The 18,261-nt window shown below is 45.2% G+C and carries 19 protein-coding genes; 4 read left to right on the top strand and 15 right to left on the bottom strand.

Annotated features, from left to right (window positions below; genetic code table 11):
• Window positions 1–294 precede the first annotated feature (294 nt).
• Window positions 295–1,068: a TerC family protein gene (locus ACIGG7_RS01565; RefSeq protein WP_397548498.1), complete on the top strand. Its 774-nt coding sequence runs from the start codon at window positions 295–297 to the stop codon at window positions 1,066–1,068.
• Window positions 1,069–1,562: 494 nt separating this feature from the next.
• Here ACIGG7_RS01565 and ACIGG7_RS01560 read toward each other — a convergent pair whose 3' ends face one another.
• The 6 genes from ACIGG7_RS01560 to pdaA form a co-directional block, all read right to left on the bottom strand.
• Window positions 1,563–1,994: a hypothetical protein gene (locus ACIGG7_RS01560; protein ID WP_397548497.1), complete on the bottom strand. Its 432-nt coding sequence runs from the start codon at window positions 1,992–1,994 to the stop codon at window positions 1,563–1,565.
• A 3-nt stretch (window positions 1,995–1,997) separates the two neighbouring features.
• A complete protein-coding gene (locus ACIGG7_RS01555; RefSeq protein ID WP_224942103.1) occupies window positions 1,998–2,192 on the bottom strand; it encodes a helix-turn-helix transcriptional regulator in 195 nt (64 codons plus the stop codon).
• Window positions 2,193–2,373: 181 nt separating this feature from the next.
• Window positions 2,374–3,495: an NADH-dependent flavin oxidoreductase gene (locus tag ACIGG7_RS01550; protein WP_397548496.1), complete on the bottom strand. Its 1,122-nt coding sequence runs from the start codon at window positions 3,493–3,495 to the stop codon at window positions 2,374–2,376.
• 151 nt (window positions 3,496–3,646) lie between these two features.
• Window positions 3,647–5,047 carry a 23S rRNA (uracil(1939)-C(5))-methyltransferase RlmD gene (gene rlmD / locus ACIGG7_RS01545; protein WP_397548495.1) on the bottom strand — a complete coding sequence of 467 codons (1,401 nt, stop codon included), beginning with the start codon at window positions 5,045–5,047 and terminating at the stop codon, window positions 3,647–3,649.
• 15 nt (window positions 5,048–5,062) lie between these two features.
• Entirely contained in the window at window positions 5,063–5,932 is an 870-nt protein-coding gene (locus ACIGG7_RS01540; protein ID WP_397548494.1) for a DNA-3-methyladenine glycosylase family protein, read from the bottom strand.
• 168 nt (window positions 5,933–6,100) lie between these two features.
• Window positions 6,101–6,856: a delta-lactam-biosynthetic de-N-acetylase gene (gene pdaA / locus ACIGG7_RS01535; RefSeq protein WP_397549079.1), complete on the bottom strand. Its 756-nt coding sequence runs from the start codon at window positions 6,854–6,856 to the stop codon at window positions 6,101–6,103.
• A gap of 141 nt (window positions 6,857–6,997) precedes the next feature.
• On the opposite strand from pdaA, the gene ACIGG7_RS01530 reads away from it, so the two are divergent.
• Window positions 6,998–7,144, top strand: coding sequence for a hypothetical protein (locus ACIGG7_RS01530; protein WP_397548493.1), 147 nt, complete (start codon window positions 6,998–7,000; stop codon window positions 7,142–7,144).
• A 45-nt stretch (window positions 7,145–7,189) separates the two neighbouring features.
• Here the strand turns inward: ACIGG7_RS01530 and ACIGG7_RS01525 are convergent, their stop codons facing one another.
• From ACIGG7_RS01525 to ACIGG7_RS01510, 4 genes are all read right to left on the bottom strand, one after another.
• Window positions 7,190–7,762: a DUF4825 domain-containing protein gene (locus ACIGG7_RS01525; protein ID WP_397548492.1), complete on the bottom strand. Its 573-nt coding sequence runs from the start codon at window positions 7,760–7,762 to the stop codon at window positions 7,190–7,192.
• A gap of 132 nt (window positions 7,763–7,894) precedes the next feature.
• Window positions 7,895–9,451 carry a fumarate hydratase gene (locus tag ACIGG7_RS01520; RefSeq protein WP_397548491.1) on the bottom strand — a complete coding sequence of 519 codons (1,557 nt, stop codon included), beginning with the start codon at window positions 9,449–9,451 and terminating at the stop codon, window positions 7,895–7,897.
• Window positions 9,452–9,522: 71 nt separating this feature from the next.
• Complete coding sequence (locus ACIGG7_RS01515) at window positions 9,523–9,969, bottom strand: GNAT family N-acetyltransferase (protein WP_224942095.1); 447 nt, start codon at window positions 9,967–9,969, stop codon at window positions 9,523–9,525.
• 324 nt (window positions 9,970–10,293) lie between these two features.
• Complete coding sequence (locus ACIGG7_RS01510; protein WP_169212263.1) at window positions 10,294–10,476, bottom strand: SE1561 family protein; 183 nt, start codon at window positions 10,474–10,476, stop codon at window positions 10,294–10,296.
• A gap of 115 nt (window positions 10,477–10,591) precedes the next feature.
• Between ACIGG7_RS01510 and yfkAB the strand changes: the two genes are divergently transcribed.
• Window positions 10,592–11,719 (top strand): radical SAM/CxCxxxxC motif protein YfkAB, encoded by a 1,128-nt coding sequence (yfkAB, locus tag ACIGG7_RS01505; RefSeq protein WP_397548490.1) that lies wholly within the window; start codon window positions 10,592–10,594, stop codon window positions 11,717–11,719.
• A gap of 380 nt (window positions 11,720–12,099) precedes the next feature.
• On the opposite strand, the gene ACIGG7_RS01500 is transcribed toward yfkAB, so the two are convergent.
• From ACIGG7_RS01500 to cax, 4 genes are all read right to left on the bottom strand, one after another.
• On the bottom strand, window positions 12,100–12,273 hold the full coding sequence (locus tag ACIGG7_RS01500) for a hypothetical protein (protein ID WP_224942090.1): 174 nt from the start codon (window positions 12,271–12,273) through the stop codon (window positions 12,100–12,102).
• A gap of 110 nt (window positions 12,274–12,383) precedes the next feature.
• Window positions 12,384–13,232 (bottom strand): YfkD famly protein, encoded by an 849-nt coding sequence (locus ACIGG7_RS01495; protein WP_224942089.1) that lies wholly within the window; start codon window positions 13,230–13,232, stop codon window positions 12,384–12,386.
• 234 nt (window positions 13,233–13,466) lie between these two features.
• Entirely contained in the window at window positions 13,467–15,992 is a 2,526-nt protein-coding gene (locus tag ACIGG7_RS01490) for a transthyretin-like family protein (protein WP_397548489.1), read from the bottom strand.
• A 126-nt stretch (window positions 15,993–16,118) separates the two neighbouring features.
• Complete coding sequence (gene cax, locus ACIGG7_RS01485) at window positions 16,119–17,183, bottom strand: calcium/proton exchanger (protein WP_397548488.1); 1,065 nt, start codon at window positions 17,181–17,183, stop codon at window positions 16,119–16,121.
• 87 nt (window positions 17,184–17,270) lie between these two features.
• Between cax and ACIGG7_RS01480 the strand changes: the two genes are divergently transcribed.
• Complete coding sequence (locus tag ACIGG7_RS01480) at window positions 17,271–17,684, top strand: pyridoxamine 5'-phosphate oxidase family protein (protein ID WP_397548487.1); 414 nt, start codon at window positions 17,271–17,273, stop codon at window positions 17,682–17,684.
• A gap of 191 nt (window positions 17,685–17,875) precedes the next feature.
• Here the strand turns inward: ACIGG7_RS01480 and ACIGG7_RS01475 are convergent, their stop codons facing one another.
• Window positions 17,876–18,259: an OsmC family protein gene (locus tag ACIGG7_RS01475; RefSeq protein WP_320322795.1), complete on the bottom strand. Its 384-nt coding sequence runs from the start codon at window positions 18,257–18,259 to the stop codon at window positions 17,876–17,878.
• Window positions 18,260–18,261: the final 2 nt, after the last annotated feature.

The raw sequence follows: 18,261 nt of genomic DNA, 5'->3' as shown, positions 1-18,261 counted from the left end.
GTACACAAAGAAAGCTATCAAGTATCAATAGCAAAAAACGCATATAAAAATGGGCAGACTAATCCTATTTAGGTTGATTTGAAATATGGAATTTCAAACGTCTCGAAAATAAGATTAGTTCTTCATCGTCCACCCATCACTCCTGTCATATTTAGTAAATTTACTATACCATGAAAGTCTCAGTTGTTAAAAGCTCTTTTTGAATCGTATTAGATGGAAAATAAGTGGTAAGATAAAATAATAAGAACTTTTTCATGAAATCCTTGGCTTACATTGTAGATGGGAGCGATACGCTTGGAATCAATTTGGTTGGAATACGGATGGACATTATTAATCCTTATCGGTCTCGAAGGATTATTATCAGCAGATAATGCCCTTGTTCTCGCGGTCATTGCGAAGCATTTGCCTGATGATGAAAAGAAAAGAGCCATTAAATACGGGATCTTCCTGGCATTTGCTTTCCGGTTTGTCGCCCTGTTCGCGATTTCCTTCATCGCAAATGTTTGGCAGATCCAGGCGATCGGCGCAGCGTACCTGCTTTATTTGGGTCTCAAACATGTCATCACAGCAAAGTTCGGGAAGGTTAATGAGAAGAATCAGGAAGAAACGGAAGAGAATGCAGCCGGTAAAGGATTTTGGCCGACAGTCGGGAAAATTGCCTTGGCGGACCTGGCATTTGCCATCGATTCCATTCTTGCCGCTGTCGCCCTTGCCCTCGGTCTTCCCGATTCTCCACTCGGGGACTTCGGAGGCATGGACGGTGGACAATTCATCGTGGTGGTTCTTGGCGGGATTGCCGGATTGATCCTGATTAAGTACGCGGCAACCTGGTTTGTTCAGCTGTTGGAAAAACGACCGGCACTGGAAACGACGGCTTATGCCATCGTCGCCTGGGTCGGGGTGAAACTTGCGGTCATCACCCTTGCACATGAAGATATCGGGGTGCTTAATCATGATTTTCCACATAGTACCCTGTGGACATTCATTTTCTACGGAGTACTTGTAGGCATCGCCTTGTTGGGTTGGTTTACTCCCGGCAAAAAGGGTTCTGAGCAGAATGTGGGGTAAAAAGCAATGAAAGAGAAAAGAGGATGGGACAAAAGGGTTTCAACTAAAGAAAAAACCGAACGATAGATTTAATATAAATCTATCGTTCGGTTTTTTAATTTTGCGTTCATGGATAATTCATGTATTTAGCACTTTCTAGCTGTTGATTGGAGTGCAAGACGAAGACTCCTGCGGGAAAAGCGGAGAGATGAGACCCCGCAGGAGCGACAGCGACGAATAGGCTCATCCGAACGCCCGAGGAAAGCGAAGTCTTGTACGGAAATCAACAGCGGTGTATCAAATGATCCTAAAAAACTCATATTGAATGTTCGTCTTTAGAGTGAAGTAATTTAGTTATGTCCCAGCATTTTTTTGAAAATCTATTTCTTTCTTCTTCTTAAAATAATGACTGTGGTTAATACAATAATGAGTAAAAACATTCCATTGGCCATTTTTACCTCCACCTCTCTTCATGTATTTACTTCCACGACCACAAGGAATAACATCTGATCCTCTTACGTTTCTTTCGTGATATGTCGAAACATCAATGGAGCGAACAAGGATAAAAGCAGAATACCCAGCGTAATCCACCACCCGATTGATTCGAAGATATCCTCCGGAATGATAAATGAGTATCCCAAATACGATAGAAACAAAACCCCTTGAAGTAACTTAAGGGCTTTGGCATCGGCTTCATTTTTCTCTGCTACCACTCGTTCATCGGTCTCGGACACAAGAACATTGGGATCCTTTTTTATTTTCAATAGTTTGAGGAAAGAAGCCAGGGCTGCGCTAAAAGGAATGAGGGAAAGGGCTAAGAGGGATTTGTTGGCGAATGGAATATCCGATATTTCGAAAATGAACCACGTGACTAAAAGGGCCATGCTGACAAGCAACGATACAAAAATGGTCCATTTTATTTCTTTCACAATTTTTTCAACACTCATTCTTCATTCCTCCCAGAATAAATCATTTAACGTCTTATTCAGTGCTTTACTAATATCAACACATAGCTTCAGACTAGGGTTGTATTTGCCGGCTTCGATTAAATTAATGGTTTGCCTAGTCACTCCAACAATCCTTGCCAATTGTTCTTGAGATACATCCGATTCAACGCGGGCTATCTTCATCCGTTTATTCTTCAAGGAAATTCATCTCCTTCCATATATATACTATTATTAAGATTACAAAATGTCAATTATAAATGACATTTTGTAATCTTATTTGTGCGGATTTCATTAAGTTACCTTCGATTCAATAAAAAAAAGAAAATGACGTGTCGGATGGCACGCCATTTTCTTTCAAAGGTTAGGCTTGATCGAAATCTTATACTCCCGGGAACCAGCCCGGTGCATTCATAATCGCATTCCATAACGGATCAGGAACGACCAGTTCTTCCTGTTTTCCTTTATCAATCTCCGTCACAATTTCATCTTCTTTTCCTTCTTTGATCTTCTTCAGCCAATCAGGTTCGATGATCAGTTCACGTCCGAGAGCGAGTAAAGGAACACCTGAACCGAATGCTTTTACGGCATCATCCGCAGAATAAATCGAACCTACCCCGATTAGTGGTGTGCGGTCGCCGATTGTTTCCAACAGATAGTCGATTCTTGCTTTCTCAAGATCCTCCACATCTTTTCTTGGCTTCGAGAAGAAGTCGAACAGGGATACATGAAGATAATCCAGGTCCTTATTTGCAAGGGCATCCACGAGAGTTAGGGTATCACCCATTGTGAACCCGTTGTCTTCAGGCTCCTCCGGTGAGAAACGGTAACCTACTAAGAAAGATGGGTCAGCATGCTCAGCGACCACGCTTTTCACTTTATCCACTACGGCAAGTGGGAAAGTCATGCGATTTTCCAGGCTGCCTCCGAAACGATCTGTGCGTTGGTTCGTCATAGGTGAGAAGAACTGATGAATAAGATACCCATTCGCTCCGTGAATCTCCACGCCATCATAGCCTGCTTCAATCGCGCGGCGGGTCGTCTCACCGAACGCTTCGATGATATTTTCGATTTCTGCTTCTGATAATGCTCTTGCTTTTTTCTCTCCGTTTTCACCCATGACATCACTCGCACTCACCACATCTCCGTCAGGAACCAGTTCTGGTGGGCATTGTACACCCCCATGGAAAATTTGGAGAACCGCTTTTGCCCCCTGAGCTTTGATACCTTTGGCCAATCGTTCAAGGCTTGGGATCATTTCATCCGTATCCCCTCCAAACTCACCAGGGAACCCTTTTCCATCAGCTGTTACATAAGTACAGGCCGTGATCACCATGCTGACATCTTTTGAACGTCGCTCATAGTAGGCAACCTCTGCATCCGTGACATTCCCCTTCTCATCCGATGAAAAGTTCGTCATCGGTGCCATGATGATGCGGTTCTTTAATTCCACACCATTTTTAAATGTATAGGGAGATAATAACTCTTTGTATTTGCTGTTCATGTTTTTGCCTCCTTGTGGTTGTTCAAGGGAAATGTTAATAGAAGAATCCGTTTTTGAACAGACATCTGCTTGGAGGGTGTGTTGGCAAGAGCTAAAATGGGTATCCCTCGATGATTGAGGAATACCCATTAAAAAGAGAATGTAAAGTTTTTTATTTAAGAACCAGCTTTGCCACAACCTCTACGTGCGCAGTTTGAGGGAACATATCCACCGGCTGTAAGTATTCCACCCGGTACTGTTTCTTCAAGTAATCGATATCCTTTGCCAGCGTAGACGGGTTACAGGAAACATATACAAACGTCTTCGGTTTCACTTCTTTCAACGTATCAAGAAGCTTATTATCACAACCGGTCCTCGGCGGGTCCACCACGACGACATCGGGACGCCAGCCTTCGTTTTTCCATTTTGGCATAAGGGTTTCGGCGCCGCCGACGAAGTATTCGGCATGTCCGACTCCGAATTTCTCTGCATTCTTCTTTGCGTCATCGATTCCTTCCTTGATGACGTCCATGCCGCGGATTTCTTTCGCCCCGTCCGCGAGCCACAGGCCGATGGTACCGACACCACAGTAAGCATCGACGACTTTTTCTTCACCTGTGAGTGCCGCTGCTTTTTTTGCTTCTTTATACAGCTTGCTTGTCTGAATCGGGTTCAACTGGAAGAACGCGCGGGCTGAGAGTTCGTACGTGAACTCTTCCAGACGCTCTTCAATGCTTTCCTTTCCTGACAGGTGGATTGTTTCATCTCCAAATACAAGAGCCGTTTTCTTCGGATTAATGTTTTGTGCGATGGAAACGACTTCAGGAAGACGCTTCTGGATTTCATTGATCAGCAGTTCCTTGCGTGGAATTTTCTTTTCTGATGTGACGAGCACAACCTGAACTTCCCCAGTTTCAAAACCGACACGTGTGACGATCGTTTTCAGGATCGGCTTTTTCTTGTTATCATCAAAAACTGGGATGTTGAAGTCGTTGATGATCCGCTTGATTTCCGTTGTCACTTTATTCGTGAGCGGGTGTTGAACGATACACTCGTCGATGTCGATGAGCTTGTTGGAGTTCATACTGTACAAGCCTGCGATGGCCTTGCCATTTTGAGTCCCCACTTGGAACTGACTTTTGTTTCGGTAGTGCCAAGGGTTTTCCATGCCGATCGTCGGACGGATGTCCATGTCTTCAAGCTTGAGCTTTGTGTGACGCTCAAGGGATTGAAGGAGGATATCACGTTTCGCGTCTAGCTGGCCTTCATAGGACAGATGCTGAAGCTGGCAGCCTCCACATTGCTCATAGACCGGGCATGGGGCTTTCGTGCGCTGTGGTGACTTCTTCCGGATTTTTTTGATACGGGCTTCGGTGAATTTCGGATGGACCTTGGTCACTTCGACGACCACTTCTTCACCTGTGAGAGCTCCCGGTACGAAGACGATCTTACGCTTGAAGAAACCGACTCCCTCCCCGTTGATGCCGATTTTTTTTATAGTCAGAGGAAACTGCTGTTTCAGCTCGATTTTCACTTCTTTATTTTGTGGCTTTTTTGCGTATTGTTTTTTCATTGGTTCACGTCCGTTCTATTCGATACTTCTCCATAAATACAGTGATGCATAGCTTAAATAAGGATGCCAGGATGCGCTCAGTTCATCCAGCTCGTCCATGGTTGGCTTTTGTTCCATCTGAAATAGTTTCTTGATGGCGTTTTGGATGCCGATGTCCGCTTTTGGGAATAAATTTGGGCGGCCAAGTCCAAATAGCAGGAAGCTTTGAGCCGTCCATGGGCCGATCCCGCGGATTTTGGTCAGTTCTTTGATGACTTCTTCGTCTGGTTGAACGGCCAGATGATTTAAGTCCAGTTCACCGCTCGACACCTTCTGCCCGATGCCGATCACATACTCCGCTTTACGCTGACTGAACTGAAGTTCCCTTAGTTCTTCCACTGTGAGATTCGCTACTTTTTCAGGAGAGGGATAGAACCATACTCCGTCCTTTTCCCAACCGTACTTGGTGACAAATCGATGGGTCAGGGTGAAGGCGAATTTCAGGTTCAGTTGCTGGTGGATGATGCTTTTGATGATGGTAGCGAACGGATCGAACTCTAGGATGATCGGAGTTCCCACATGTTCTTCGAAAATCGGCTTCAGATCGGTCTGTAGAAAATGTGCATGCATTTCGTTGAGGCCGGTTTGCCATTGAAAGAGATCGGAAATGCGTTGATGCTTCTGTTCAAGATTCTCATCGTTTTCAAAGGTAATGCTGAACTCAGGCTCAGCTGTTGTGCCTCTTGCCTGAACCTCGATGACCTCACCTTCCCCATCAGGAAGATAATAAGGGACTTTCACACTTCGGTCCTCCTGATCCACCGCATTCAACGGATCCAGAGCCAGCCTCTCCAGCACCCGATCAAAATCATACGGACCCTCAATCTTCACATTCCTCACTGCCATAACCCTCACCCTTCCGTACAAAACTTGTATGTGTATTATAGCACATAGCCGAAGGAACAGAAGAGGGACGGACCTATAAAAGGTCCATCCCCCAATCGAAAAGGTATTCATTTTAGGGACGGACCTCGTTTCCTAGGATCAGGTCCTAGGAATGAAGGTCCGTCCCTCTTATTTCATCATCGGATGCTCGTCGAGGCTTTTGAAGGTGTAGCCCCGTTTTTTGAGGTCCTGGATGGCTTTTTCTAGGGCGTCTGCGTTGTCTTTTGAGACGGAGTGCAGCAGGATGATGGCACCTGGATGAGCCTGGGCCATGATGTTGTCATAGGAATATTTCCATCCTCTTTGCTGATCGGTCTTCCAGTCAATGAAAGCCAGTGACCAAAATACGTGGGTATAGCCTTCCTCTTTTGCAATTTGAAGCGTGCGTTCAGAAAAAACGCCCCTTGGCGGACGCAGGTACTTCATTTCTTTCTGCCCGGTCAATTCTTTCGTTTTTACTTTCACTTTTTCAAGCTCTTCCCGGATCTTCTGATCGGAGCTTGCCGTAAAGTCAGGGTGATGCCAGGAATGGTTTCCGACGATATGTCCTTCTTTCACCATCCGTTTGACGAGATCTTCTGCACTGAGCAAATAGTGGCCCGTTACAAAGAATGTAGCCGGTACTTTTTCCTGCTTCAAGACATCGAGGATTTTTTCGGTATAGCCATTTTCATATCCGTTGTCGAATGTGACGTAAAGCACTTTATTATCCGGCGATCCTTTATAGAAAGCATCGTACTTCTCAAGGAGCTGGTCATACGCTGCTCCCGCCTCTGGCTGTTCTTCATTTTGACTTTTTTTGAATCCCCAGCCGATCGGATTATTCGATACTGCATAAGCCTCGGCCGGTATGAGCAATACTAAGATTGCCGCTATAATCAACACTTTTAGTGATTTTCGCAAATTTGAACCCTTCTTTCGCTTCCGTTTCCTTTAGTTTTTGAGAAGCGGAAGGATTCATGTGTACTAATAGTATCCATAAATGGGTTCATGCGATGATTATGCTTTGATTCGGGACCGAGGCATATGATGAATGGTGTGTTTTTGGGCTTTGTTGCGGCAGTTTCAGGTTTTGTTGCGGCACTTTTGACGATTGTTGCGGCACTTTCCCAATTTATTGCGGTACTTCTAACGATCGTTGCGGCACATTCCAACTTATTGCGAAACTCCTAACGGTTGTTACGGCTCCAACTCCGCCCAACCCAGAGGTCCGTCCCTCTATTCAAAAAACGTTTGATACTTCGTCGCCATTTCGGTCAGTTTGCCTTCGTGATCTTTGATGAAGGTGGAGACGGCTTTTTTGTCCCAGATGTCTTTTCCTTTTGGAAAGTCGCTGAATTGCTTGGAAAGGCCTGCTACCATTTTGTCCCTGGAGATCGATACCATAGATTCATCGACGGTGAAGTGATATTCTTTCGCGTTGGGGACGAGGAGCGTCAGGTAAATGGCGTTGTAGTAGAAGTTTTTCCGGTTGACGTTTGTGCCGTCGAACCAGTACTCATTCACATCGCTTTCTGACAGCTTCCCTTCTTTCTCAAAGCCGTAGGTCACCTTGACCATTTCACCGGAAAGGTCGATTTCCTTAATTGTTTCACCACCAGGCAGTTCTTGTAGGATCGCCTGAACTTTCGAGTTATCTCCTACATAGGTTCCGCTATTTTCCTTTAAAGTATCCAGGTTCACATCCTCGATGGAAGTAATATCCGCTTCTTTTTCAGGATTGGTGGCACACCCGGTCAACAAAATCATCAAAGTCAGAATCAACATGCCAAATAGTTTGTTCAAGATCATACGAATTCCTCCAGCTTTTGTTTGTATCATATACGGATGAACGTCCTTTCAAGTTTCATTTCTTCACTTATATTAACATAATTACCCATAAGAAAAACCACCTCGCAGCCTGTACGAGGTGGTACCAATTTCTTATTTGAATACCTTTTCCTTAAACTGTGCCAGTTTTTCCAAGGAAGATTTATCAACTTCTTCATGAAGGCTGTTTCCGTGAGAATCCATCGTCACAACGGCCGTAAATCCTTCTACATTCAGATGCCACATTGCTTCTGGAATACCAAATTGCATCAGATCCACTCCGTCTACACCTTTGATGCAGTCTGCATAGTATTGAGCCGCGCCACCGATGGCATTTAAGTACACTCCACCGTGATCTTTCAAAGCAGCAAGGGTTTTAGGACCCATTCCGCCTTTCCCGATCACAGCACGAATACCGAAGCGCTTCATGATGTCCCCTTGATAAGGTTCCTCACGAATGGATGTTGTCGGGCCTGCTGCCTTCACATGCCAGTTGCCTTCATCGTCTTTCAGCATAACCGGGCCACAGTGATAGATGATTTGACCAGCCAAGTCTACTGGTGCGTCGTTTTCGCTTAGATGCTTATGGATCGCGTCACGGCCTGTGTACATGCGCCCGTTGATTTTAACTACGTCTCCCACTTTCAGCTCACGGATTTTCTCTTCCGTTATCGGTGCTTCAAGAACGACCACATTTGGCTGTTCCCCTGAACTTGCCGCTGCCGTTTCAAGCTCGGCCACTGATCCTTGAGTCAGGTCGATTTTGTCACCTTCCTGATAGAACCACTCGTCGATGCCGCCTGACTCCACATCCAGCTTCACGCCTAAACGACGGAACGCCCAGCAGTTATACGCAACGGATACGAAGAAGCTTGCAGGGATACGGTTCATGACGCCAACCTTACATCCTAGAAGCGTCGTTTCACCGCCGAATCCCATCGTGCCGATGCCAAGCTCGTTCGCATTGTCCATCACGTACTCTTCCAGTATACGAAGATCTTCGTTTGGATTCACATCCTCAACAGAACGGAATAGTTGTTCTTTTGCTAAGTCGTAACCGGAAGAACGGTCTCCACCGATTCCGACACCAATGAACCCGGCACTGCAGCCTTGTCCCTGAGCCTGATACACCGAATGCATCACGCATTTGCGGATCCCGTCCAGGTCACGCCCTGCACGACCAAGTCCTTCAAGCTCACACGGAAGGCTGTACTGAATGTTTTTATTTTCACAACCGCCGCCCTTTAAGATCAGGCGGGCATCGATATAATCCTTTTCCCACTGCTCAAATTTGATAACAGGAGTCCCAAGACCAAGATTGTCCCCTGAGTTTGCCCCAGTTAATGAATCAACAGAGTTTGGACGAAGCTTTCCGTCCTTTGTCGCCTGTACCATGGCCGCATAAATCGCTTCTTTGATTTCAAGCTGATTGACGCTGACCGGTGTTTTTATTTTAAAAGTAGGAAGTCCTGTATCCTGACAAATCGGAGATACATTGTCATCCGCCATTTTCACGTTATTTGAAATGGTATCAAGGCTCATCGCCGCACGCGTTCCTGCATTCTCACGGGCTTTCGCCGAGCGAATCGCGCGTCTGACATCCTTCGGCAGGTTCGTGGACGTTTCCACAATCAAGTCGTACATGCTTTGCTGTAATGTCTCTTTATTCATCGTTCTCCCCCTCAACCGTCTTAATTTTCATACATCATTATACTCCTATAAGATTGAGATTGAAAGGGATTTCACACGGGAATTTCCTTCTCGAAATAACACGAAACCTCGTCCTCTTCTATATATGTAAACCCGTTATTTTTATAAAATTGAATGGCGTCCGCCCATTGCTTGTTCGTTTCAAGGATGAGCCTTCTTGCGCCAAGGGAGTGGGCTTTTTTCTCCAAATGCTGAAGCATGATACGGCCGATACCTCGTTTTCTATAGGAGGAAAGCACAGACATCCGGACAATTTGATAGGTGTGATCTGATTCTTTACGGATTGCACCGGTACAGATGATTTCGTCCATCTCTTTTCCTACAAAAAAATGATGCTGCATGCCGTCATACTCAAGTGTTATGTCATGGATATCGGGGTTCAGGGTATGATCGATGAATCCGAACCGCTCGAGGAAACCTGAGAGGATCACGTTTTTTGCCTGCTCGCTTTGGTGTTTTTCGATGGGTGTGATGATCATGGGGTGTCGCTCCTTTAATAGTTGGTTTTGTATTAAAGTTAGACATGTTGTTGTGGAAATCCTGCTTGTGCATGCTTGTCTTGGGGAGTGCATAGAATGGAGTGTCGGGGTTATCGGAGGTTGGGGGATTTATCGGCCGTTGTTTTTGGATATCAACCGTATTTTCATTTTATCGACCTTATTTTCAATTTATCAACCTTTCATTTCAATTTATCAACCGAAATCACTCAGATACCGACCGTTCTGCAAAAAACAACAAAATCCGCAACACCTCCCCACCAAGGTCCGTCCCTCAAAAAAAAAAGAGCCCTATAAAGAGGACTCCTACTCATTTTTCTTAAATTGCTCGCATTTTACTTCTATGTCATCGATCATGGCGATCAGGCGATCGATATCCTCAATGTCCGCTTGTTCAGGGTCGATTGAATCCAGAACGTCGACGAAAAGGTTCAGGCGTTGTTTCAGATAGCTCACTTGTGAGTCTTTATCGTTGATAGCTTTACCCAAGAGTTCTCTCTCCTTTCAATACGTTTACTATGGTAACCAATAACTTTCCGATTGACAAGGGCTGACCCTTTCTCAATAATGGATAGATGACTGAATCATAAAGGAGCTTTTACGAATGAAAACTGACACTCTCTCCAAGAAAATGTCGATTGATCATGATCCTTGGGAGGCTTACTTAGATGTGGATGAGCACGGAGATATTACGCTTTCCAATATCGAATTCACCACCACCACGCTCTGCAATATGAGATGTGAGCACTGCGCCGTCGGATACACTTTGTCACCGAAGGACCCGAGTGCCCTTCCCATTGAACTGATCCTCGGAAAATTGGATGACATCAAAACACTTCGTTCTCTTAGTATTACCGGTGGAGAGCCGATGATGTCAAAGAAATCCGTTGAAAATTATGTCTTACCTTTACTGAAGTATGCTCATTCCAGGGGCGTACATACTCAGATTAATTCGAATCTGACCCTGGATCTGGATCGATATTTAATGATTGCACCATTTTTGGACGTCCTCCACATCTCCCATAACTGGGGAACCATCGACGAATTTATCGATGTCGGATTCGCCAATATGGAACGAAAACCGACGAGGGAGCAACGTCAGAAGCTGTTTGACCGCATGATCGAAAACAGCCGAGCCCTATCTGAACGCGGGGTGCTCGTTTCAGCGGAAACCATGTTAAATAAAAACACTCTGCCATACCTCGAGAAGATCCATCGCCAGGTTGTCGATGAAATGAAGTGCGGACGCCATGAAATCCATCCGATGTATCCTTCTGATTTTGCTTCAAGCCTTGAGACTCTTTCATTAGAAGAAACTCGTGAAGCAATCCGGAATATTCTTGTGTTCCGTGATGAAAATGTGTGGATGTTATTCGGTACACTGCCCTTCTATCCATGCAGCTCTTCACAGAAAGACCTGGATTTCCTGAAGGAACTTTACAGTGCTAGAAATGTAAGCGTCCGGAATGATCCCGATGGCCGTTCCCGTCTGAACGTGAACATCTTTACAGGAGATGTCATCGTGACCGACTTCGGTGACACGCCGCCACTCGGTAATATTACGAAAGATACACTGCCTGAAATTTTTGATAAGTGGAAAGGGCAGCCACTCGCGAAAGAACTGAACTGCCACTGTCCAATGGCCCGCTGCCTGGGTCCGAACGTACTTGTGAAGTCGATGTATTATCAGGATGTAGACTTTTCGAAGCGTGAAGCGAAGGTTTCCCGTTAATAATGACGTTGAGAGCTCAAATCTGTTATGGATTTGGGCTTTTTTATGATATTGGGTTCTGGTATGGGGGGTTGGGTACTTCTTTATGAATGAATTGGGCCGCTTTTGGGGCTTTTTGGGCCGGTTTCTATCAAAATTGGGCCACTTTCCTTATTTATTGGGCCACTTCTAACAAAATACGGTCCACTTCACTGATGTATTGTGCCAAATTGTGAACACCCAGCTGCTACCTCAGATTACCCTCTATAGGTCCGTCCCTCTAAATCACCCAATAAACCCTTATACAGCGCAATTCCTACCTCCAAAACCAAGGTCCGTCCCTCATAAAACCCTCATCTATTTCAAAAAAAAACACAACGGATATTTATCCGATGTGCTTTTTATCCGATGGGTTTGCGGTCGTTGGTTTGAACGAGTTTATCGAGTGCCGGATCCATGACGGTGTATTTTTGTTTTTTGATTTCGGCATAGATTTTGGCTCTTCTGGCTCCGAACCATACGCGCAGGGTGATGAATGCCACTAGCAGACCTCCAAAGATTAGAAGATACTCCATGATATTACTCCCCTCCTTCAATTCTGAATATTCTAATTATTATAACATATTAAAGAAAATAATAAAAGAGTGAAATAAGGGTTTACCCGATTTCACTCTTCTTTAAACATTTATCTTGGTGTTTCGCTTGCCATGAATCCGAAGTGAACGTGATCCTGAACCGGAATCCAGGCTCCGACTCCTTGAGACGTAACGTTTTTTACGACGATGGAGCGTTTGGTTCCTTTCATGACGAGGTATACTTCCCCGTAGGTTACTTTCCCTTTTTCGTTGATAGCAGGAGCATATGCATACAGGTAACCAAGTCGTTTAGGTGAGATGTTATACACTTGGTCCTTCTTTGTCCCTGCTCCTACGATGGTCTGGAATGCGAGGGGCAGCTTGGATTTATCCATGGCCCTGATGAGCATCATTTTTTCCACATCATCGGCATGGGGAACCTTCGCCGTGAGTCCACCCTTAACGACCTTTTGTGCTTCCTGGACGTAGTGAATCTGATAATTGTTTTTTCCTCCACGGTTATCAAAATAATTTGTATTAACTTTTTGATACTCCCAGTTCGGAGATGTTTCCGTTGAAGCATAATTCAACGGCCATTCCCCGAGATAGATTGTGGCGCGAAGTCCGATCGTCGGTGCTTTATTAACTGTGGACTCGTTTAACATGCGGATCAGGTTTGGATTTTCGATTCTCACATTGGAGGTTTCGATCAGTTCCTGAGACCATTCGCTCGGTTGAAGATACGGCTGATCCTGTGTGGAATTGGGATACGTATTCTCCTTAGCGATATTTAGAACTGAATTAGGGATCTTTATGCTGGTATCTTCTCTAACTTGCGGAGCTTTCTCCGCTGCTTTTGGTTTTTCATTGGACTTTTTAGAGCTGCTTTCAGCATGTATGCCTGTTGTTGCAACAAAAAATGCGAGAATGACCATAAGAACAGTGCGCATTATTTTCATCATTTTGACTCCTTTCAATCTTAGCTTAAGGGTTTGCCGTTAGTTTTTCCTAGAACCATCACCTTATCCAAAAAACTTTATTTGAAAGAATATTTACAAAATTCTAATTTTACTTTATACTAATGAATGAAGAGAAAACGTTAGGCTTCTCCTACAAAGCATACTGACGTTTTCAATCATTCCTACATTCCCTAAAAAAGCAGTGGAATCCATAAATGGATTCCACTGCTTTTTTTATTCATCACATAAACAATTTAGATTGATGCAATATGGCTTTGAAACAATCTTCTTTCCTTCCCATAAGATGAATGCTCTGACGGTAATACTTTCATTCATCCCTTGCTTAGTGTTTATTTCTGTTGAATATTCCCCGTCTTTTCCTGTCATAGCAGGGTTGGGCTTGATAATTTGTTTTAACTGTTCTTCTAGTACTTCAAAAAACACTTCTACATTCTCAAGGGGAGATTCATCGCATATTACTTTACCGGTTATACATGCTCCATCGCATTCCACCATATCAGGCGCACATAGGGTCAATTCAGGTTTCCTGCAAATTTCGCATCCGGCCCAGACAAATGCCTTATCTGAAATCATCGTGCCTTCCACTAAAGCACTCGCGAAATAAGGGACGTCTTGAAAGATTGTATTCGGAGGTACTGAAGCTTCACTCAAAAACCTGCCGTTTCCATCTGTTTTTACAACCCTTTCCGAAAACTGAAGAATGGGACTGTTCAAGACAACCTCAACATCGGCAAGGGGCATACCGTCACACGACACTTCCCCCTTCACTTTTCCACAGCAATCGATTCTGTCTATTTTATCGAGTTTGACCGTCGGGTGCAGACATGTGCAACGAATCTTAACCTTTTTCATTTCTGTTGCCATTTCCATTCCTTTGATTTCTGCCGTCGCCCGGATTTCAGCTTCTTCCGATACATGAGAATGAGGGATCAGCTTTGCTTCATACTCTCCATTGTTATTTGTTTTCATCCCATCGGGGGTTATGGTACCAACATCAGGTGTAATCTTCAGCTTGATGTCTACACCGGCAACCGCCTTTCCATTACAGGTGAATTTCCCCGTAATGGGTGCACCACAGCATTCGATGCAATCTGGTATGCAGAGGGTCAGCTCCGGCTTCTCACATATGCGACAACCGGCCAGAATGAATACCATTTCAGAAACCGCTATTCCATCTACCATGGCTGTTGCTGTAAATGGTACCTCCTTAAATGGTGTATTTGGAGGTACGAAGGCGAGGGTCGAGAATTCGCCATTCTCATCTGTAACCACGATATCAGGCTTGAACGTGATCACTGGACTTGAAAGAGTGACTTCCTGATTCGCCAGCGGAACTCCTTCACAGGAGAGATAACCTGCTATGATCCCTTTACAATTAAGTTTTTTTATTTTCTGGATATCAATCTTCGGATGTTTACAACGACAATCAATCGCGACCTCTCCAGACGCTACAACCTGTTCCCCTTCAACCGTTGCCTTCGCTTTGATTATGATGGTTTCCTGGACCCCGAGTTGCGGTCTGATCATGGTGACATACCTTCCATCTTCATCGGTGAATGCCGGATTTGGATCCACCTCCACTCCATCAGGTGTCGAGGAGATGACGGTAAACGATATCCTGGCACGCTGAATGGGTTTGCCATCGCATGTCAGCCTTCCGAACAGTTTTGCTCCTTCACAGGTTACGGTCTCACACGGAACTTCAAGCGTTAACTTCGGCTTTCGACACTTTTTACACCCTGCTATTACGGTATCACTGTCACTGATTGTTTTGCCTTCAATTTCCGCTGTTGCTGTATAGGAAGCCGTTTGAAACGGAGTTCCTTTTTTCACAGTGACAACAGAGGAAAATCTTCCGTCCTCATCCGTTATTGGATGCGGTGTTTGGAAAGTCAGGATGGGTGAACCCGTCAGTGTGACCGGTATATGTGCCAGGGGAACACCATCACAGGTGACTTTGCCTGATACGGTGGCGTGGCAGTCAATTTTTTTCAGCTTCTTTAGCTTGATGGCTGGATTCTTACATTTCACACAGCGCACCACCACTTCCCTCGTTTCCGAGCACACCTTTTTTCCTCCGATTTTTGTCACAGCTGTAATGCGAATGGTTTCATTCACATCAGGAAACGGGACCAGAGTTGCCGTGTATCTTCCATCACTCTGTGTTATGGCAGGATTAGGAGTGATGACGACTCGGTTGGAATCGGATTCAATGATGAAGGTGATGGCTGCATTTCCGATTGCAAGCCCATCGCACAATAACCTACCCCTGATCTTTGTTCCTTTACAGCCAACAGGACAAGGAATGGGATCTAACGAGAGGTCAGGATTTTTACATTTGATACAGTCCACTCTTACATAAATGGAATCACTGATGGTCTTTCCAATGACGACAGCCGTAGCTGTAACTTCGACATTTGGTGTAATCGGAGTCCCGGGTGCAACGGTCACCTTCGTTGAAAAACGACCCGTGCTGTCGGTGACCGGTGTCATATCATCAAAGTCCAAAAGACCCATAGGCGAAGGTGTCAAAGTGACCGTCACACCCTGAAGGGGCTGAAAATCACACAACACTCTTCCACTGATGATGCCTTTGCAGCTGATGATACCGATATCGTCTAATTGTATGGTTGGATTTTTACACCCTTTAAAGGGAAAGATCCCTTGACATCCTCTAGGCGGTAAATCGATTTTGCAATCGATGACTTTACCGTTCGTCGGTTTTTTCCTTTTTTTCACGCTACTCATTCCTTTGCACAGAAACTCTCTTGGTATCTTATTCAGAAATGGGTAGGCGGTTCTCACAAAATGATTTCCTTGCAATAGAAAAAGCCCCGGCAGGGAAACTGCCGGGGCTTTTTTGGATTACAGTAAATAAAAACCGATTCCCATGATGAAGTAAGCGGCAAGCAGGGTCAACCCTTCAAACCAGTTGGTTTCCCCATCATTGGAAATGATCACCGTGAGTAAGACGGCGGATACCATGGCCACGAGTTCCGGTAACGTAAACACGAGTGACATGCTTTTTTCGAAAAATAACGAAACCAGCACCAGCACAGGTGCCACAAACATCGCGACCTGCAAGGTGGAGCCGACAGCAATTTCCACTGCGACATCCATCTTATTTTTATACGCCATAATGACCGCTGAAGCATGCTCAGCCGCATTTCCGACGATGGCGACGATGATGACCCCAATGAAGAGTTCGCTCCAACCGAACGCTTCCCCTACTTCTTCAAAGGTATGGACGAGTCGTTCAGATACATACGCAACGGCGAGGGTCGATGCAGCGAGGATAAGTAACGCTTTCCCCTTGCTCCATTCAGGTTCCTCGTCATGACCGTGGGCACCATCTCCACCTTCACTCTGATTCTGATACACACCGCGATGAGTGACGAGTTTGAAGAATAGGGCGAATAAATAAAGGAGAATCAAAATGATTGAGATCCCGATGGAAAGACTCATCGTTCTCCCTTCATTCATATCCATGGAGAACACTTCGGGAATGACGAATGCGACGATGATCGCAAACATAAGAAGACCTGAATTATGACGGGCGTCGAACACGTTGAATTTCTGGCGCTTGAACTTGACCCCTCCGACGAAGAAGGAAAGTCCGGCGACCAAAAGTAGATTCCCGAGGACGGACCCTGTCAGGGAAGCCAATACAACCCCGATCAAACCGGCTTTCAGCGCAAAGATGGAAATAATCAATTCAACGGCATTACCGAATGTGGCATTTAAGAGTCCGCCGATGCGGGGACCCGATACAACGGCCAAGCTTTCCGTCGCCCTTCCCATGAAGGCTGCCAGTGCGATGATCGTGACACAATAGACGACGAACATGATGACACTTGGCCAATGAAGCAGGGAACCGATCACAGAAACCGGGACACCTGCGAATACAAGCAGTGTAAATACTTTATTCACGTTAACGATCCATCCTTTATCAGAAATTTGGTTAAAACCGTCCTGATTAGACACATTATAGATAGAACCCAATTAGGAGGGAAATTCATGGCACATTCATTGAAAGATAAAATAGTAGAACTGTTTTCCCATCATAAGATCGGCACCATTGCCACCATCCGTGACAACAAACCGTACTCACGTTTTATGATGTTCGATCATGACGATCTTACTCTCTACACGGCAACCAACGAATATGCCCATAAGGCGGAAGACATCGCACAGAATCCTCATGTGCATATCCTTCTCGGGTATGACCGTGACTCTGATCATGAACATTATGTAGAAATCGAGGCAGAAGCATCGGTCGAAGACTCTTCGGAACTGAAAGCGAAATTCTGGAACGAAAAGCTTAAGCACTGGATCGCAAGTCCGGACGACCCGGAATATCTGCTTCTCAAACTCATCCCCAAAACCATCCTCTACTACGAAAAACCTGGCAGCGAACCCCAAGAGCTGTAGAGGAGATCGTTCTGGAGAGGGACGGACCTTTGAATCGGTAGAAACCACTATTCTTTTCTCACCATTTAGAGGTCCGTCCCTTTTCCACCACACATTTCACTTGATGTGCACCATCTATGAGGGACGGACCTCTACAAATCCGAAACACTCTTGTTACAACTCTCAAGAATAGGTCCGTCCCTCACACTCCATTACCCCACCAATTCAAACGTTTCTTCAATCTTGATGCTGTCTTGAACAGATTGCACCATGGAGCAGTTTTTGCGTGTGAGCTTCATGGCTTTTTCGATTTTCGCTTCGTCAAGGTCCGTCCCTCTGATCGTGAAGTGGAGGGAGATGGCTTCGACGCGGTTGGCTTCGTCTTCGTTGCGGGTGACGTCGGCTTTGATGTGGATGTCGTCGAATTGGATGCGCATCTTTTCCAGAACTTTACGAAGGACACCTCCACTGCAGACGGCCACGGATGATACGAGCAGCTGGAACGGACGGAATCCATATTCTTCGTTACCCGATACCTCCAGTTTTCCAAACCCTAAATCTGTGTAAAATCCGCCTTCTTGCATTTTATATTCCATTT

It is taken from the genome of Rossellomorea sp. NPDC077527 (genome assembly GCF_044542955.1).
In the GTDB taxonomy this organism is placed as follows: domain Bacteria; phylum Bacillota; class Bacilli; order Bacillales; family Bacillaceae_B; genus Rossellomorea; species Rossellomorea aquimaris_E.
Note: the sequence above shows the minus strand (reverse complement) of the source record. Positions and strands in the feature narration are given on the sequence as shown.

What these genes read in the sequence shown, in the direction of transcription:
- ACIGG7_RS01560 (WP_397548497.1), bottom strand. Translation starts at nt 1,994, where the DNA reads ATGAGTGTTGAAAAAATTGTGAAAGAAATAAAATGGACCATTTTTGTA.
- ACIGG7_RS01550 (WP_397548496.1), bottom strand. Translation starts at nt 3,495, where the DNA reads ATGAACAGCAAATACAAAGAGTTATTATCTCCCTATACATTTAAAAAT.
- rlmD (WP_397548495.1), bottom strand. Translation starts at nt 5,047, where the DNA reads ATGAAAAAACAATACGCAAAAAAGCCACAAAATAAAGAAGTGAAAATC.
- ACIGG7_RS01540 (WP_397548494.1), bottom strand. Translation starts at nt 5,932, where the DNA reads ATGGCAGTGAGGAATGTGAAGATTGAGGGTCCGTATGATTTTGATCGG.
- ACIGG7_RS01530 (WP_397548493.1), top strand. Translation starts at nt 6,998, where the DNA reads ATGATGAATGGTGTGTTTTTGGGCTTTGTTGCGGCAGTTTCAGGTTTT.
- ACIGG7_RS01525 (WP_397548492.1), bottom strand. Translation starts at nt 7,762, where the DNA reads ATGATCTTGAACAAACTATTTGGCATGTTGATTCTGACTTTGATGATT.
- ACIGG7_RS01520 (WP_397548491.1), bottom strand. Translation starts at nt 9,451, where the DNA reads ATGAATAAAGAGACATTACAGCAAAGCATGTACGACTTGATTGTGGAA.
- ACIGG7_RS01515 (WP_224942095.1), bottom strand. Translation starts at nt 9,969, where the DNA reads ATGATCATCACACCCATCGAAAAACACCAAAGCGAGCAGGCAAAAAAC.
- yfkAB (WP_397548490.1), top strand. Translation starts at nt 10,592, where the DNA reads ATGAAAACTGACACTCTCTCCAAGAAAATGTCGATTGATCATGATCCT.
- ACIGG7_RS01500 (WP_224942090.1), bottom strand. Translation starts at nt 12,273, where the DNA reads ATGGAGTATCTTCTAATCTTTGGAGGTCTGCTAGTGGCATTCATCACC.
- ACIGG7_RS01495 (WP_224942089.1), bottom strand. Translation starts at nt 13,232, where the DNA reads ATGAAAATAATGCGCACTGTTCTTATGGTCATTCTCGCATTTTTTGTT.
- ACIGG7_RS01480 (WP_397548487.1), top strand. Translation starts at nt 17,271, where the DNA reads ATGGCACATTCATTGAAAGATAAAATAGTAGAACTGTTTTCCCATCAT.
- ACIGG7_RS01475 (WP_320322795.1), bottom strand. Translation starts at nt 18,259, where the DNA reads ATGGAATATAAAATGCAAGAAGGCGGATTTTACACAGATTTAGGGTTT.